The organism is Niallia nealsonii, from assembly GCF_002835805.1.
In the GTDB taxonomy this organism is placed as follows: domain Bacteria; phylum Bacillota; class Bacilli; order Bacillales; family Cytobacillaceae; genus Niallia; species Niallia nealsonii.
Genome location: NZ_PISE01000011.1, coordinates 234,761 through 250,282, shown reverse-complemented (window position 1 = coordinate 250,282; position 15,522 = coordinate 234,761). Strand labels below are relative to the sequence as shown.

Annotated in this window: 16 protein-coding genes; 13 read left to right on the top strand and 3 right to left on the bottom strand. The window is 35.3% G+C overall.

Translation table 11 applies throughout. From position 1 onward, the window contains the following. Positions 1 to 123 precede the first annotated feature (123 nt). From CWS01_RS05880 to CWS01_RS05870, 3 genes are read right to left on the bottom strand one after another with little or no spacing between them, the layout of a single operon-like run. Positions 124 to 522 (bottom strand): DoxX family protein, encoded by a 399-nt coding sequence (locus tag CWS01_RS05880; RefSeq protein ID WP_101176252.1) that lies wholly within the window; start codon positions 520 to 522, stop codon positions 124 to 126. A 46-nt stretch (positions 523 to 568) separates the two neighbouring features. Then, positions 569 to 967, bottom strand: a complete 399-nt coding sequence (locus CWS01_RS05875; protein WP_101176251.1) for a DoxX family protein — start codon at positions 965 to 967, stop codon at positions 569 to 571. Positions 968 to 1,026: 59 nt separating this feature from the next. Next, positions 1,027 to 1,455, bottom strand: a complete 429-nt coding sequence (locus CWS01_RS05870) for a MarR family winged helix-turn-helix transcriptional regulator (protein ID WP_101176250.1) — start codon at positions 1,453 to 1,455, stop codon at positions 1,027 to 1,029. Between the two features lie 568 nt (positions 1,456 to 2,023). Between CWS01_RS05870 and CWS01_RS05865 the strand changes: the two genes are divergently transcribed. The 13 genes from CWS01_RS05865 to CWS01_RS05805 all read left to right on the top strand — a co-directional run bounded on the left by CWS01_RS05865 (position 2,024) and on the right by CWS01_RS05805 (position 15,493). Next, positions 2,024 to 2,800, top strand: a complete 777-nt coding sequence (locus tag CWS01_RS05865) for a hypothetical protein (RefSeq protein ID WP_101176249.1) — start codon at positions 2,024 to 2,026, stop codon at positions 2,798 to 2,800. A gap of 78 nt (positions 2,801 to 2,878) precedes the next feature. Further along, positions 2,879 to 3,910 carry an alpha/beta fold hydrolase gene (locus CWS01_RS05860; RefSeq protein ID WP_101176248.1) on the top strand — a complete coding sequence of 344 codons (1,032 nt, stop codon included), beginning with the start codon at positions 2,879 to 2,881 and terminating at the stop codon, positions 3,908 to 3,910. Between the two features lie 293 nt (positions 3,911 to 4,203). Beyond that, a complete protein-coding gene (locus tag CWS01_RS05855) occupies positions 4,204 to 4,935 on the top strand; it encodes an IclR family transcriptional regulator (RefSeq protein WP_101176247.1) in 732 nt (243 codons plus the stop codon). Between the two features lie 23 nt (positions 4,936 to 4,958). Beyond that, on the top strand, positions 4,959 to 6,344 hold the full coding sequence (locus CWS01_RS05850) for a dihydroorotase (RefSeq protein WP_101176246.1): 1,386 nt from the start codon (positions 4,959 to 4,961) through the stop codon (positions 6,342 to 6,344). Further along, complete coding sequence (locus tag CWS01_RS05845) at positions 6,331 to 7,683, top strand: MmgE/PrpD family protein (protein ID WP_101176245.1); 1,353 nt, start codon at positions 6,331 to 6,333, stop codon at positions 7,681 to 7,683. Before CWS01_RS05850 ends, CWS01_RS05845 begins: the two co-directional genes overlap by 14 nt. Then, positions 7,679 to 8,884, top strand: coding sequence for a M20 family metallo-hydrolase (locus tag CWS01_RS05840; RefSeq protein ID WP_328588899.1), 1,206 nt, complete (start codon positions 7,679 to 7,681; stop codon positions 8,882 to 8,884). Before CWS01_RS05845 ends, CWS01_RS05840 begins: the two co-directional genes overlap by 5 nt. A gap of 3 nt (positions 8,885 to 8,887) precedes the next feature. After that, a complete protein-coding gene (locus CWS01_RS05835) occupies positions 8,888 to 9,694 on the top strand; it encodes a substrate-binding periplasmic protein (protein ID WP_101176243.1) in 807 nt (268 codons plus the stop codon). 165 nt (positions 9,695 to 9,859) lie between these two features. Further along, on the top strand, positions 9,860 to 10,519 hold the full coding sequence (locus CWS01_RS05830) for an amino acid ABC transporter permease (protein ID WP_157827569.1): 660 nt from the start codon (positions 9,860 to 9,862) through the stop codon (positions 10,517 to 10,519). A gap of 25 nt (positions 10,520 to 10,544) precedes the next feature. Continuing rightward, on the top strand, positions 10,545 to 11,306 hold the full coding sequence (locus tag CWS01_RS05825; protein WP_168714361.1) for an amino acid ABC transporter ATP-binding protein: 762 nt from the start codon (positions 10,545 to 10,547) through the stop codon (positions 11,304 to 11,306). 5 nt (positions 11,307 to 11,311) lie between these two features. Further along, positions 11,312 to 12,331 carry a homoserine dehydrogenase gene (locus CWS01_RS05820; RefSeq protein ID WP_193603753.1) on the top strand — a complete coding sequence of 340 codons (1,020 nt, stop codon included), beginning with the start codon at positions 11,312 to 11,314 and terminating at the stop codon, positions 12,329 to 12,331. A gap of 5 nt (positions 12,332 to 12,336) precedes the next feature. Further along, the gene (locus tag CWS01_RS05815) at positions 12,337 to 13,512 is read left to right on the top strand and encodes a pyridoxal phosphate-dependent aminotransferase (protein WP_101176240.1); all 1,176 of its coding nucleotides are present in this window, start codon (positions 12,337 to 12,339) and stop codon (positions 13,510 to 13,512) included. Between the two features lie 41 nt (positions 13,513 to 13,553). Continuing rightward, positions 13,554 to 14,516, top strand: a complete 963-nt coding sequence (locus CWS01_RS05810) for a phosphoglycerate dehydrogenase (RefSeq protein ID WP_101176239.1) — start codon at positions 13,554 to 13,556, stop codon at positions 14,514 to 14,516. 383 nt (positions 14,517 to 14,899) lie between these two features. Continuing rightward, a complete protein-coding gene (locus tag CWS01_RS05805) occupies positions 14,900 to 15,493 on the top strand; it encodes a cell wall hydrolase (protein WP_101176238.1) in 594 nt (197 codons plus the stop codon). Positions 15,494 to 15,522: the final 29 nt, after the last annotated feature.

Genomic DNA, 15,522 nt, shown 5'->3' with positions numbered 1-15,522 from the left:
TCCTTTTCCTATGAAATTCCGTTGTTTAGAGGAACATGTTATCTTATTTTATTCCTAATTCGGAAATTAAAATCTTATTATATAATATTTACTTTAATTTAAGAATCTCTAATTCGAGATATTTTAGAATAAAAAGGCATCTAAAGCATATTTTCCAGGACCGATTAAAGCTAACCCAATAGCAACCGCAAGCAATGTCAGGTTATATTCGTACCCATTAGATGTTGCCCATAAACCATTAGGACCGTGAACTTTAATAATAGCCATAACCATTGTTCCTGCAATGATAATCCCTGCAAGTGGAGTGAAAAGTCCTAGAGTCAAAAGGATGCCTCCGATTAATTCTGCCAGTCCAGCGAAAAGAGCCATAGTTACACCAGGTTTCATGCCAATAGAATCAAACCAGCCGCCAGTGCCTTTAATTCCATAACCGCCAAACCAGCCAAATAATTTTTGTGCACCGTGCCCGATGAAAAGTAAACCAATTACTAAACGAATGATTAATAAACCAAAATCTATCATAAAAAAATCCTCCTATATTATTATTTTATTTTTAATTCGAGATATTTTAGAATAAAAAGGCATCTAAAGCATATTTTCCAGGACCGATTAAAGCTAACCCAATAGCAACTGCAAGTAATGTCAAATTATATTCATAACCATTAGATGTCGCCCATAAACCATTAGGACCGTGAACCTTAACAATAGCCATAATCATTGTTCCTGCAATAATAATTCCTGCAAGTGGAGTAAAAAGCCCTAGAGCCAAAAGGATGCCTCCGATTAATTCTGCCAGTCCAGCGAAAAGCGCCATAGTTACGCCAGGCTTCATGCCAATAGAATCAAACCAGCCGCCAGTGCCTTTTAATCCATAACCGCCAAACCAGCCAAATAATTTTTGCGCACCGTGTCCGATGAAAAGTAAACCAATTACTAAACGAATGATCAATAAACCAAAATCTATCATAAAAAAATCCTCCTATATTATTATTTTATCTCGAAATCAAGATATTATATTTAAAAAAATTAGTTTTCTACCCTTTTATTTATCTTCTTTAATAGCGTAACAAGCATCTCTGCTTCATCATTATTTAAAGACCCTAGCAAGTAATTAACTAATTCCTGATGTTTAGGCATGATATTGTCCATCAATTTGTTCCCATCATCTGTTAAAGCAACATGAATTACTCTCCGGTCATCAGGACATGCGCTACGAATTAATAAACCTCTCTGCTCTAATTTATCAATAACATATGTCATAGACCCACTCGATATAAGTATCTTGCTGCCTATTTGTTGAATCGTTGATTTTTCCATATGGCAAAGTACTTCTAAAACGGAAAATTCAGTAATGCTGAGTTTGCTTTTTGCCAATTCTAACTTCATATGTTCTTGTAATGCTTTAGATGTTTGCATTAAAACAAGATAAGGCAAATTCGTGCACTTTATCTTCATTTATTTCACCTCCACAAATACTTTTAATTAAAGTATCTTGAATATGAGATAATAATAATACGTTTAAACTTATATGTCAATAGTCTTTTTATATTTAGTTTGTGATTTTTTAAGACTGTTCTTGTAAAATTTGTTGCTTTTAAAGGAGTAGGTGGATTTCCGTTCTAGGATGCGCGCTTTCCGTGGGGCGGGCGGTGAGCCTCCTCGGCGCATCGCCTGCGGGGTCTCACCTGTCCCGCTAACCCCATAGGAGTCTCGCACCTTGCACTCCAATCCACCTGTTTTAACCATGGATTTACTCATGGAAACTATCCGAAAAACAACAATCTTTTAAAAAACAGCCTTTTTTTAAAATACAAATAACCACGATTTAAGGATAGTCTGCAACTTAGAGCTGACTCTAAATCAAGAAAATAAAAAACAGTGACCATAGAAGAGATGGTAAAATGAACGTAGATAATTTAAATCAGGGGAAAAATAAGACTAAAAATCATAAATTCACAAAAAATAGTTTATATATATTTGCAAAGCACACAGAAACGAAAGAGGTTATGGAGGAGAATTGATTTTGGCAATTAAAAGCATAAGGAAAAATCTTGAGACACTTCAAGAAATTTATTCCAATAATCTTACGGTAGGATTAATAGCAGAAGAATTATCAGCATGTTCTCCAGAAGATGATGCATTAACAATAAAATTTCAAATGGAAAAGCTTGATTTTGACTATTATGGAGTGGCGATTGATGGAAAAATCATTGGTTATATTATTCAATCAGAATTGAATGAAGGGTTGATTTCACATTATATGCATACCTTTCAAATGGAGGATCTTGTTTCAGAATCCACTTCTTTACTAGAGTTGCTGTTAATTTTAAGAGAGAGGCATCCTGTTTTCATACTAGAAAGCAATCGAATCAATAAGTTGATAACTGTTGCAGATTTGCAAAAGCAGCCGATTCGCATGCTGGTATTTGGGTTAATATCGATTTTGGAGATGAATTTAGTTGAGTTAATCATGGATTATTACCCAAATGAACAATGGAAAAATCGTTTGAGTGCTAATCGGATAAATGAAGCGATGAACCTATTCCATATAAGAAAAGAAAAAAATGCAGGCCTAGGATTAATTGACTGTTTGCAGCTCTCAGATAAAGGCATGATTGTCCAAAAAACTCCTGACTTATTGGAAAAATTAGAACTTCATTCAAGAAGGGAAGCAAAACAATTTTTTAACAGGATAGAAGAACTAAGAAACAATACCGCGCATTCCCAAGAGTATGTCTATAACGATTTTAATGAGTTTTTGGATATTATTGTGAGGATTGAGAGAGTATTGAGTTGTTGAAGAGAACTATACTTTTTTTAAAATAAAGTTTCGGTATAGATGGAAGGAACAGTTTCGGGTAAAGAGAGGTTGATTTGTGTGAAGTTTTTTTCAAGAAAAGCAGATTTCACTATTTCAAAAAACGGCATGAATGTTATCGAAACAATCCAGATTGGCGGCATCAAGCAATCGATACTTATTCAAACAGAAGACATCAAAAACCCTATGCTGTTCGTTCTTCATGGTGGACCAAGCATGCCTATTCCCGGAATATCCAATCGAGGAGCCGATTACACGTTAATTACTTGCACGAAACGACTAGTTAAACATTTTACCCTTGTCTATTGGGATCAGCGAGGCACAGGAAAGTCCTATTCAAAGGATATCCCAAAAGAAACGATGCATCTTAAACAATTTATCAGGGATGCCAAGGAAATAACCGATTATTTATTAAAACGTTTTAAGCAGCCTAAACTGCATATTATGGCCTATTCATGGGGCACAATTATCGGACTGCCCCTCATTTCCCAATATCCAGATTTATTCTATTCTTATACCGCGTTATCCCAAGTTACAAATTGGGGAGAAAACGACAAGCTAAGCTATCGATGGCTGCTGAAAAAAGCAAAAGAAACGAATAATCAAAAAGCTATCAATGAATTGACAAGGATTGGAGAACCTCCTTATCTAAAAAGTTTTAAGAAATGGAACATCCTTCAAAAATGGTTATTTAAATATAAATCGATGATCTATGATGCAAAAGATAAAGGGACACCCACTTATTTCAAAATGTTTCAAATGATGCTGACATCTCCTGATTACACCTTAAAGGACATCTATCATTCATTAATCACAGGAATGAAACTAGCTTATTCAGAACAAATGCTTTATGACCTAAATCATTTTAATTTCCCTATAGAAATTCCTAAAGTAGAAATTCCCGTCCTATTTATCCACGGGAAAAAAGATAAGCACATTATGCCAAAATTAATCCAAGACTATTTTGAAAAGCTGGATGCTCCTGAGAAAAGACTGTATTGGGCAAAGAAGTCTTCTCATATTTTTCATTTGGATGATGCAAAAGAGATAGAACAAATTTTAATTGATAATTTGAGAGAGTGGAGTGAGTGAAATCCTTTATTAAAGGATTTCACTCATTTTTATTTTCACTCAAATTTAAGTGCTTTTTGTAAAACGGCAATTTGGAAATTCTTTTTGCATTTTTCTAATAGTACATTTGGATGTTAAATAAAATGACATAAAAGTAAATTAAAACTGAAAATTCAAAAAACACTGTAAGATTATCTGACTATAAGTAAGACAAATCATTTTTAGTGCTGTAAATTAAGACTATGGATTTAAGAAATGATAATCAATTATCAATAATTGATAATTAGTGATTTGGTAAGGGAGGGAAGGATGTCTTGAGTCTAGAGAAAGCACTAGATATTTTAGAATTATACAATTTTGATCATACAACCTATTCCGTTGCTGAAATGGCAGAAAAGCTTAATCAGCCTCAAAGTTCTGTGTATAGACACTTAAAGGTTTTAAAAAACCGCGGCTATATACGTGAAGATAAGGAAGACATGTACAAATTAGGCTATAAGATTTTGTATTTTTCAAAAATAATAAGAGATGATACTAATCTATTGCATGTAACAAGAGAGGAAATGATTCGTTTAAGAGATGCAACAAAAGAAACAATCATTCTAAGCATCAGGTCCGGTTACCACGCAGTTTGCCTGGATACCATCTCTTCCTTGCAGCCAATTAATGTATCTTCTAAACAGGGAGCAATTGTGCCAATTCATTGTGGAGCATCATCCAAGGTTTTGCTTGCTTATATGGATGAGAAATTTATTGATCAGTTATATGAATTAAATGTTGTAGAGAGATATACAGAAAATACAATTTGTGACCGAGAAGAACTGCTGAAAGAGTTAGAGGATATTAGGAGAAAAGGCTATGCGTACAGTGAAAGTGAGATTGATTGGGGTGTAAGTACCTACAGTGTACCGATTTTTGATTTTAATGGCAGTTTAATCACTTCATTAAGTGTAGCTTTCCCTTCAGAAAGAATAAAAGATATTGACAGCCAGTTTTTAATTCATCAATTAAAAGAATCTGCCAGTAATATTGAAAAATATTTATAACTAATTTAAAGAGGTGAAGCATAATGGAAAAATTCGAAAAGGTAGTTAAAGGGAATATTGTTTTAGAAGATAGAGTCATTAATGGAGCAGTTGGTGTCAATAATGGAAAAATAGAAAAGATTGTTATGGATAGTAAAACTATAGATGGAGAAGAAGTTCTGGATTTTACCGATAAATTTGTTTTTCCAGGAATCATTGATGTGCATGTCCATTGTTACAGCAATACAGAAGAAGGGTTTATCCCTACTAGCAGTGCGGCAGCTGCTGGAGGAGTAACTACTTTTATGGATATGCCGTATGACCGGCCAGCTCCAATCAACAATGTAGAAATCTTCAAAGAAAAAGTAGAAAGATTAAAAGAAGAAGCAATTGTTGATATTGGTTTATGGGCTACCATTTCTAAAAAAGATGGAACAGATCAAATTAAACCACTTTCAGAGGCGGGAGCTATGGCATTTAAAATGTCGACTTTTGAAACAGATGAATTCAGATTTCCAAGAATTCCAGATTTAGAAATCATGGAAGCAATGGAGCAATTAAGAGAACTTGGTATACGAGCAGCCTTTCATGCAGAAAATGATGAAATCATCTACGGCTTGATTGAAAAATATGAAGAAGAAGGAAAAGTTTATCCCGCTGCACATATGGAGACAAGACCGCCGATTTCTGAAACAACAGCCGTGTTAAAACTTCTGGAATTTGCTTATTTTACGAAGTCTCCTCTGCATATTGTCCATGTAAGTCATCCTAGAACCATTGAACTAATTCAACTTTATAAAGCACAAGGAGTAAATGTTACATTAGAAACTTGTTATCCATACTTAATGTTAGATGTAACAGCATTAGAAAAATATGGACCGAAAGCAAAAAATAATCCGCCGTTACGCCTTCCTGAGGAAGTACAAGGATTATGGGAAAAACTTTCTGCTCACCATATTAATTTAATTTCTTCTGATCACGCTCCATGGCCATACCAAAGTAAAGAAATTGGAAATGATAATATCTTTAAAGCAACTTCTGGAATGCCAGGTTTGGACGTTATGGTTCCATTAATGTTTGATAGTGCAGTCAATACGAAAAAAATTACACCAGTAGAATTTGCTAAATTAATGTCTACACATCCAGCTGAAGTATTTAGCATTCCTTCGAAAGGGAAAATTAAGGAAGGTTATGATGCTGATTTTACCGTAATTGATCCAACAGAAACATTCATAGTAGATGAAACAAAATTTCATTCCAATGCAAAATTATCTCCATTCGATGGATATGAAGGCAAAGGAAAAGTGGCGCAAACGATTATAAGAGGAGAAGTAGTTTTTGATGGAGAGAAAATTGTAGTGGAACCTGGATTTGGCAACTTTGTGAAAGGTTCTGCTTATAAAGGAGAGGAACTCGTTGTCACTAAATAGATTTGTAGAAATGCTAGAAGAAATTTTGGATTATCAGTGGGAGGATTTCTCAGCAGAAACAATAGAAAGAACAAAGTCCATTATTTTAGATACAGCCTTAGCGACAATCGATGGTTTGAACAATAAAGAAATGCAAAATTTAATGAAGCAAGTATCCTCCCCGCAGTATGACCAGCATTATTGCATTCCGGTGCTTGGGACTGCATTATACACATCTCTAGAAGATAATTTGCTTTTGCACGGCACAGCTGTCGTGTCCAATGAAAATGATGAAGGAAATCAATTTGCAAAAGGCCATCCTGCTGCACATATTTTTGCTCCGCTTTATGTGAAGGCAATCCTTGATGAAGCAAATGGAAAAGATTTCATTCGTGCTTTTATTCTTGGGTATGAAGCAGCTTCTCGATATGCGTATGCAGCAAATATGGATGATAGTTTTCATCCCCATGGAACATGGGGAATAATTGGCGGAGCTGTAGCATGTGGAATTCTGCAGGGAAAAACAAAAGAAGAAATCATCGAAATTGCCTTGTTGGCTGCTGCCACTCCGATTGCAACAGCTTGGGAAGCAGCTGTAAGCGGCAATACGGTAAGGAATTTATACACTGGAATTGCCATGATGATTGCCTATAAAACCGTTTTATTTCAAACAGCAAATTTTAAGAGTTCCTTAAAAGTAGTTCAAGCTACTTGGGATCATTTAATGTTAAAGGATTTTAATGATGAGCTATTTCAAAAAGATCTTATGAAGCCAGCGATGATTGAAAAGAGCTTCTTTAAGTATTATCCATCTTGCCGTTTTACCCATTCAGCGATTGATGCCTTATATCAAATTCTTGAAAAAAATGAAATTGATCCTAACGAAATTAAAAATATAACAGTAGAGACATACGGTTTAGCAGCAAGATTAGATAATCAATGTCCAGAAAATATATTATCATCGAAATTTTCAATCCCATATGTTTTGGCAGTCATTTTATCGGGAGAGAACCTTTATGGCAGTTTTACAGATGAGACATTAGTCTATTCTAAAATTACAGAAATTTCAGATAAAATTCAAGTAATGGAAGATCCGCTTATGTCAGCTCGGCTGCCTGAAGAAAGGGCTGCTAGAGTAACAATTGAATTTATAAATAATAACTGCCTTGTAGGAGAGGTAAAAGATGCTTCTGGAAGTTTCAAAGAGCCTTTATCAGATGAAAAATTAAATCAAAAATATTTAAATATTATACCTGATCAGAAAGAATTAGATCTTTTGAAGAGCAAGTTTTATTCTATCGATCAGGAAGAAAATATGAACGAATGGTTTAACTATTTAAAGGGAGTGACCGTTTATTAATACGACTGGGCTTAAAATAAACATTCATAGAATGAAAACCTTTTTTGATGAGATAGCAAAAATCAACAGTGGAACAAAAGGTTATACCAGACTAGCATTCTCTGAGGAAGAAAAATCTGCAAAAGAATGGCTTATAGGGAAATGCCAGGAATTAAATCTAAAGATTCGAAGAGATTCTGCGGACAACATTTATGCTCGCTTAGGTGATGGCGATAAACCAGCATTATTGATAGGTTCCCATCTTGATACGGTTCCAGAAGGAGGATTATATGACGGAGCGTTAGGAGTCTTAACTGGTTTAGAAGCATTAGAAACTATTATTGAATCTAAAATTGCATTAGATTCCCCAGTTGAGCTGGTTTGCTTTACTGGGGAAGAAGCAAATCCTTTGGGGGGCACTTTTGGGAGCAGAACAGCTACTGGTTTGATAGATTTCCAAAAAGAAAAGGAAGAAGAATTGAAACAATTTGGATTTACAATAGAAGAACTTCAACAAGCAAAGATGAAAAAAGAAGATTACTTAGGGTTTGTTGAATTGCATATAGAACAAGGAGAAGTTCTCGAAAAAAACCAAAAAAATATTGGAATTGTAACGTCGATTGCTGGAATTAAACGCTTCAAAGTGGAAGTATTCGGAAAGCCAAGCCATTCTGGAACAACTCCAATGACATTACGAAGCGATGCGTTAGTAGAGTCATCTAAAATTATCCAAGTAGTGAATGAAATAGCTGCAAATTATGGCAATGAAATGGTGGCGACAGTTGGAGAGTTTTCCATTAAACCAAATCTAGCAAATGTTGTTCCAGGTTATGTAAGCATGTTAGTAGAGGTAAGAGGCAAGACGTGGGAAGATATGCAAAAGGTTGTCCAGCAAATTCAAGCATGGATTAAAGAGAATACTAAGAATACAACAATAGTAGATATCGTTGAAAAGAAACCGAACAGCTTAAATGAAAGGATTCAACAAGTGATTGAAGAGGCGTGTATACAACTGGGATATTCTTATCGCTATATGATAAGCGGGGCTAATCATGATGCGAATTCCATGACATATATCACAGATGCTGGCATGATTTTTGTCCCAAGCAAGGATGGCTTAAGTCATCATCCTGATGAATACACAAGTTGGGAAGAAATTGAAAAAGGCGGGAATGTGCTTCTGAAGACGATATTAACTATTTGTTCCAATAAAGGAGAGTAAACAATGAAAAAATTAGTAATCATCCCTTTTATATTCCTTTTGACATTATTGTTAGGGGCTTGCGGCAGTTCTAAATCAAGTTCAGAAGAAAAAAGCACATTAGATAAAATTAAAGACAAGGGAGAATTAGTTATTGCGACCAGTGGGGATTATCGTCCATTTACTTATTTAGGAGATGACAATAAATTAACAGGATATGATATCGAATGGGCAAAAGCGATTGCGAAACAAATGGGTGTAAAACCAGTATTTGAAACAGGAGATTTTTCAGGCTTGATTCCAGGTTTAAACCAAGGGCGTTTTGATATGGTCATGTCTAGTATCCATGTAACAGAGGAAAGAAAGAAATCACTTGATTTTTCTGACCCATATGCATTGGATGGCGCGGTAGCGGTTGTTAGAAAAGATTCGCTGGAAATAGCTGATCCAACAGAAATCAAGGGCTTAAAAGTAGGGGTTAATGCTGGATCAAACTGGGAAACGATTGTTCGCGATATCGGAGGTTTTAAAGAATTAAAAACATATCCAGGTCCAACAGAGAGTATTGCCGATTTAATAAATGAGCGCATTGATACAGTGGTGCTGGGGCAAGCCTCAGCAGCAGCATATATTAAAAATGCTCCTGACGGCAATCAAATAGAGATTTCTGGTAAACCTTTAGATGGCGGAGAAGAAAGCCATATTGTTATAGCTTTGCGAAAAGGCGATGCTGAATTGCAAGAAGCGGTAAATAAAGCGATCGCAGAATTAAAAGAAGACGGAACTTATGATGAATTAGCGATGAAGTACTTTGGCATTACATTTGAATAATAAACTTTTTCTAGAATAATAGTGAAGTTTTTTCTAGCGGAGTGAAAATCTTATCATGTGCTTCTACTTTTGAGATAAGAGGAAAGCAATGATGAGATTTTGGCTCCATGGATTTATCTTCTTATTACTTCACTTAGCCAATCTGTAAGGAAAGGAATGTTTCTATTGAACTTTGAAATCATAAAAAACGGTCTCCCTCTCTTATTTCAAGGGGCGACTGTAACCCTCTCTATTGTTTTAATATCGTTAATATTAGGCACATTATTAGGTTTTATCATTTGTCTAATGAGAATATCAGACAATAAGATTTTATCATCCATTTCTTTTCTTTATACGTGGATTTTCCGCGGTATTCCGTTATTGATTCTGCTCTTTATTTTTTATTACGCTACACCATTCGACATTCGGCTTTCATCCATTAACGCAGCCATTATTGCTTTAACCATCAATAATGCAGCGTATAGTGCTGAGTATATTCGTTCCGGCATGTTAGCTGTTAAAAAAGGGCAAATTGAAGCGGCAGAAGCAATTGGGATGACTCCAGTTCAAATTATGATGCGAATTCGAATTCCTCAAACCATCAGAATTATTATTCCGCCTTATATCAGCAATGCTACTAGTTTCTTAAAACAGTCAGCACAAGTTTCTGTTATTACGGTTCCAGATTTGATGATGAATGCGACTTCCTTATTCTCAACAACTTACACTGTATGGGAAACGCTTGGGGTTGCAGCAGTATTTTATTTATTGATGACATCGTTGCTGATGATCTTTCAATCTTGGGTAGAGAAGAAATTAGATATTGTGAAAGTGAATGGCGCTTAACAGAGAGGAGTATGTTCAAATGAGTATTTTGAAACTAAAAGGAATTACGAAACAATATGGTGAAAATACGGTCTTGCATGGAATTGATTTAGATATTAATAAAGGAGAAGTTGTCTCTATTATTGGTCCCAGCGGTTCAGGAAAAAGCACTCTTTTAAGATGCATTAATTTATTGGAAGTTCCCAATGAGGGCCAAATTTTTCTGGAAGATCAAGAAGTCAGCTATCGAGTAAATAAGCTGAAAAAATTAACATATTCCTCTAAAAATAAAATCAGCTCCTATCGTTCTCAAGTGGGGATGGTATTTCAGCATTTTAATTTATGGTCACATAAATCAGTGCTGGAAAATATTATTGAAGGCCCAATAAAAGTAAAAAAGGAAAATAAACAGGAGGCCATAGAAAAAGCAAAAAAATTATTGGATCGAGTAGGTTTAATAGATAAAATAAATGCTTCTCCAAGGGATTTATCTGGGGGACAGCAGCAGCGGATTGCAATTGCCAGAGCATTGGCGATGGAACCGCAAGTCATGCTGTTTGATGAAGCGACATCTGCACTTGATCCAGAATTAGTAGGAGAAGTATTGAAAATAATGACAAGTTTAGCGGAAGAAGGCATGACGATGGTTGTTGTGACACATGAAATGAAGTTTGCTGAAAAAGTATCTGATAAGGTCATTTTTATGGATAAAGGCCACATAGTCGAAGTTGGTACACCTGAGGACGTATTTTATCATGGAAAACAGCCGCGGCTGAATTCATTTTTAAATAAAATACAAGTTGGTTAAGCAAAATGAAAAATATTATCATAACAGGTTATGGAAATGTAAGCAGAGAACTAATGAAACTTATTCTTGAAAAAGAGGCTTTTTTGAACGATCAATACGGTTTGGAATGGAGGATTACTTCTATTGTTGGTTCACGCGGCATGGTATATGAAAAAGGGGGAATCGATCTTCTGTCTTTGCTGGAGTTTGGAACAGGCTCCAATGCGCTGGAAGAATATTGTGAAATGAAAAATTTAGAGCTTCTTCCTTTTTCTATTAATGATCAAGATGTGTTAATCGAAAGCACGCCAACAGATATATTTACTGGAGGGTCTGGGTTGGCTTACAGCAAATCTGCCATCGAGAATGGTTTAGATGTTGTTTTTGTATCGAAAGGGGCACTCGTAAACTCTCAGAAAGAAATCAATGCATTGGCAGCTTCTCACCATGTTTCTTTAAAGTTCAGCGGAGCAACAGCAGCAGCCTTGCCGACTATTGATATTGTACAAAATAGTTTAAATGGCACGGTTATAAAAAGTATAGAGGGAATCTTAAATGGCACGACCAATTTTATTTTATCCAAAATGCATCATGAATCGATTTCTTTTGAAACTGCATTAGAAATTGCTATTTCACAGGGGATTGCAGAAAAAAACTCAACTTTGGATATTGGCGGGTTTGATGCAGCAGCTAAAGCTATTATTCTAGCAAATAATATTTACGATCAGGAATTGACTATAAAAGATGCCGAAATAACAGGCATTGATGATGTAGCAATTAAAGACATCCTGCATGCAAAAGAACGGGATAAAAAGATTAAATTAATTGCCAAAATTACCAAGGATAAGGATGGAGCGAAGGTAAAGGTAGCACCGATGGAATTAAGCAGCGATCATTTGCTTTATTATGTCGATGAAACGAATAAAGGAATTATTTTTCATACAGAAGAAATGGGCAGCATTTGTGCAGCTGGAGGAGCATCCAATATTAGAGCAACAGCAGCGGCAGTATTAAAAGATTTGATAAATTTATATAAAGGAGACTGAATATTTTGTCTTTTACTACATCTGAAAGAATTAGCAGTATTCCCTTTTCAAATATTCGCGAAATCTTTGAAGAAGCAAAAAGAATGGAGAAGCTTGGTTCTGATATTATTCATATGGAAATTGGAAGACCTGACTTTGACACACCTGAGCATATCAAAAAAGCAGCCAATCTTGCTTTAGAAAATGGTCATGTTCATTATACTTCCAATAATGGGATTATGGAATTGAGGGAAGCAATAGCCCAAAAATTATGGCAAGAAAACAAGATTAAAATAGATCCAGAAAATGAAGTAGCTGTATCGATAGGCTGTAAAGAAGCCATATTTAATACGGTATTTGCTTTTATAAATCCTGGAGATGAAGTGTTGATTCAAGATCCATCGTGGCTCGAATATCAATATATTGTAAAGTTAGCAGGAGGCATACCTGTACCCATTCCGCTATATGCAGAAGACGGTTTTGTAATGAACCCTGAAATATTAAGGCAAAACATAACCAATAAAACAAGAATGATGATTATTAATTCCCCTCATAATCCAACAGGTTCCGTTTTGCCCAAAAATGTTTTGGAAGAGATTGCTTCCATTGCTATAGAATATGATTTGTTGGTCATTTCAGATGAAATCTATGAAAAATTAATCTACGACGATTCAGAACATGTGAGTCTGGCTTCATTGCCTGGCATGTTTGAAAGAACGGTCACCATTAATGGATTCTCCAAAGCATATGCAATGGATGGCTGGCGCTTAGGATATGCAGCAGGGCATGTGGAATTGATGAAACCTATAGTGAAAATGCATCAATACAATACATCAAGCGCCACTTCTTTTGCCCAATATGGCGCAGTCGAAGCGTATAAAGGCAGCCAAGAGGATGTTAATCAGATGGTCAAAGAATTTGATAAGCGGAGAAAATTTATGATGGAACGAATAAAGGCGATGCCTTTAACAGAAAGTGTGAATCCATCGGGTGCATTTTATATTTTTCCATCTTTTAAGAAAACAGGATTATCCTCTGTGGAAATGGCAAAACGAATTTTAACAGAAGTAAACATTGCCTGTGTCCCAGGATCTGCTTTTGGAGAGCAAGGGGAAGGACATATTCGATTCGCCTATTCTACAAGCATGGAAGAAATCAAAAAAGGGATGGATAGATTAGAAGAATTTTTAGTGCGATTTTAGTAATGATTAAAATGAGGTCATATTCGATTTGGAGGATAGTTATGAAAATTTTGCTGATGCTGCGAGACGCTTTTTATGAAGCAAATCCAAAACTGATAGAAGATTTAAAGAAAATTGGGGACGTTAGAATACTGTATACCGATAATGGCATCGATAAAAAAGAGTTAAAAGATGAAGTGAAAGATGTAGATATTATTATTGTCACAGTGGTTAAAATCGACAAAGAAGTGATAGATGCAGCTCCAAATTTAAAATACATTATCAAACATGGTGCAGGCTATGACAATATTGATGTCGATTATGCTTTTGAAAAGGGAATTCCTGTCACAAATGCACCAGGCATGAATGCCCAATCAGCTGCCGACCATGCTTTTGGCTTAATGCTTTCAGCAGCTAGAAATATTCCTCAAAAAGATAAAGAATTAAAATCCCGATATTGGGAATTATCCATGGGATATGAAATATATAAGAAGAAACTTGGAATTATAGGATTTGGATCGATCGCCAAAGCTGTTGCAAAACGTGCTATTGGCTTTGATATGGAAACAATAGTCTACACCAATCATAAAGATTATGAGGAAGCAGAAAAATACAAGGCAGTTTTTGTGGAGAAAGAAGAATTATTCAAGGAATCCGATTTTATCATCATTGCCACCTCTTTAAATGAAAAAAATAAACATCTGATCAACAAAGATGCATTGAGCAGGATGAAACCAACAGCCTTCATCATTAATGTATCCCGTGGTCCTTTAATAAAGGAGGAAGATTTGATAGATGCATTAAAAACGAATCAAATTAAAGGAGCTGCTTTAGATGTATTCGAAATGGAGCCTCCAACCAATGAATTGCCAATTATGGAAAATGTAGTTTCCACCCCTCATATTGGAGGAGCGACATACGAATCCATCTACAGAGTAGGAGACTTATCTGTATCCAATATTAAAAAGCTTCTAATGGGGGAAGAACTCGATTATGTGGTGTTGCCTAAAGAAATGGCAAATTAAATAAGCAGTCAAAAGAAGGGGTTAGATTGTTTTAACCCTTTTTTATTTATGCCATTGCTAGGTTAGTTTTCAGAAAAATATAAACTATTGGAATGAAGTTTTTTCTTCTCTATTCTTCTACAAATCTATTTCCCTAAATATGTCCATTTATCCTCCTTGTTATACAATATTTACATACCGTAAAATAAAATCCATTTTTAACAAGAAGAGGAGTTTAATGGGTAATTTGATTATATGGATAACAATTCCTATGAATCTATCAAGCCCTTCATACCATATGTTTATCATAATAATCTTTTGTTTACCAATTTTTGGGCAATGATTAGGAATGTTACATCTGATAGCCTTATTAGTAGAGAAACGACTACTAGGAGGCACACAACATGAAAAAATTTAAAAAACTAATAGTAGCCGCTGGGATACTGGTATCTATTTCAGCATTTACATTAACAAATCAAGCTGATGCTGCCACAAATCGCACCATACAATCTGGCGATACGTATTGGAAAGTAGCAAAAGGATTTGGTATTCCTATGAATGACTTAATGAATGTAAACCATAGTAAACCACTAATTACAGGTCAAAATATGATTCTGCCATATGCTACAATCTCTGAAGCAGATAAAGATCTAATGGCACGTTTAGTACGTGCAGAGGCTGTTGGTGAACCTTATGCGGGTAAGGTTGCCGTTGCGGTTGTCGTACTAAACCGTGTAAAGAGTGATCAATTTCCTAATACAGTCAGCGGCGTAATCTATGAAAAATCAAATGGCTATTATGCTTTCACTCCAGTACAAAACGGGGAAATTAATAAGCCAGCTGATGCTATATCTAAAAAGGCTGTAAACGAAGCGATTGCTCTAGACGGGAAAGGCAATGGTTCGTTATTCTTCTATAATCCAAAAACAGCTACAAGTGATTGGGTATCAACACGTCAAGCTACTGTTACTATTGGAAATCATCATTTTGCTAGATAGATAGGTAAGGAGCATCAATCTTTATAGGT

Coding starts and splice junctions, on each gene's coding strand:
- CWS01_RS05880 (WP_101176252.1), bottom strand. CDS start 522: ATGATAGATTTTGGTTTATTAATCATTCGTTTAGTAATTGGTTTACTT.
- CWS01_RS05875 (WP_101176251.1), bottom strand. CDS start 967: ATGATAGATTTTGGTTTATTGATCATTCGTTTAGTAATTGGTTTACTT.
- CWS01_RS05870 (WP_101176250.1), bottom strand. CDS start 1,455: ATGAAGATAAAGTGCACGAATTTGCCTTATCTTGTTTTAATGCAAACA.
- CWS01_RS05850 (WP_101176246.1), top strand. CDS start 4,959: ATGGAAAAATTCGAAAAGGTAGTTAAAGGGAATATTGTTTTAGAAGAT.
- CWS01_RS05835 (WP_101176243.1), top strand. CDS start 8,888: ATGAAAAAATTAGTAATCATCCCTTTTATATTCCTTTTGACATTATTG.
- CWS01_RS05820 (WP_193603753.1), top strand. CDS start 11,312: ATGAAAAATATTATCATAACAGGTTATGGAAATGTAAGCAGAGAACTA.
- CWS01_RS05810 (WP_101176239.1), top strand. CDS start 13,554: ATGAAAATTTTGCTGATGCTGCGAGACGCTTTTTATGAAGCAAATCCA.
- CWS01_RS05805 (WP_101176238.1), top strand. CDS start 14,900: ATGAAAAAATTTAAAAAACTAATAGTAGCCGCTGGGATACTGGTATCT.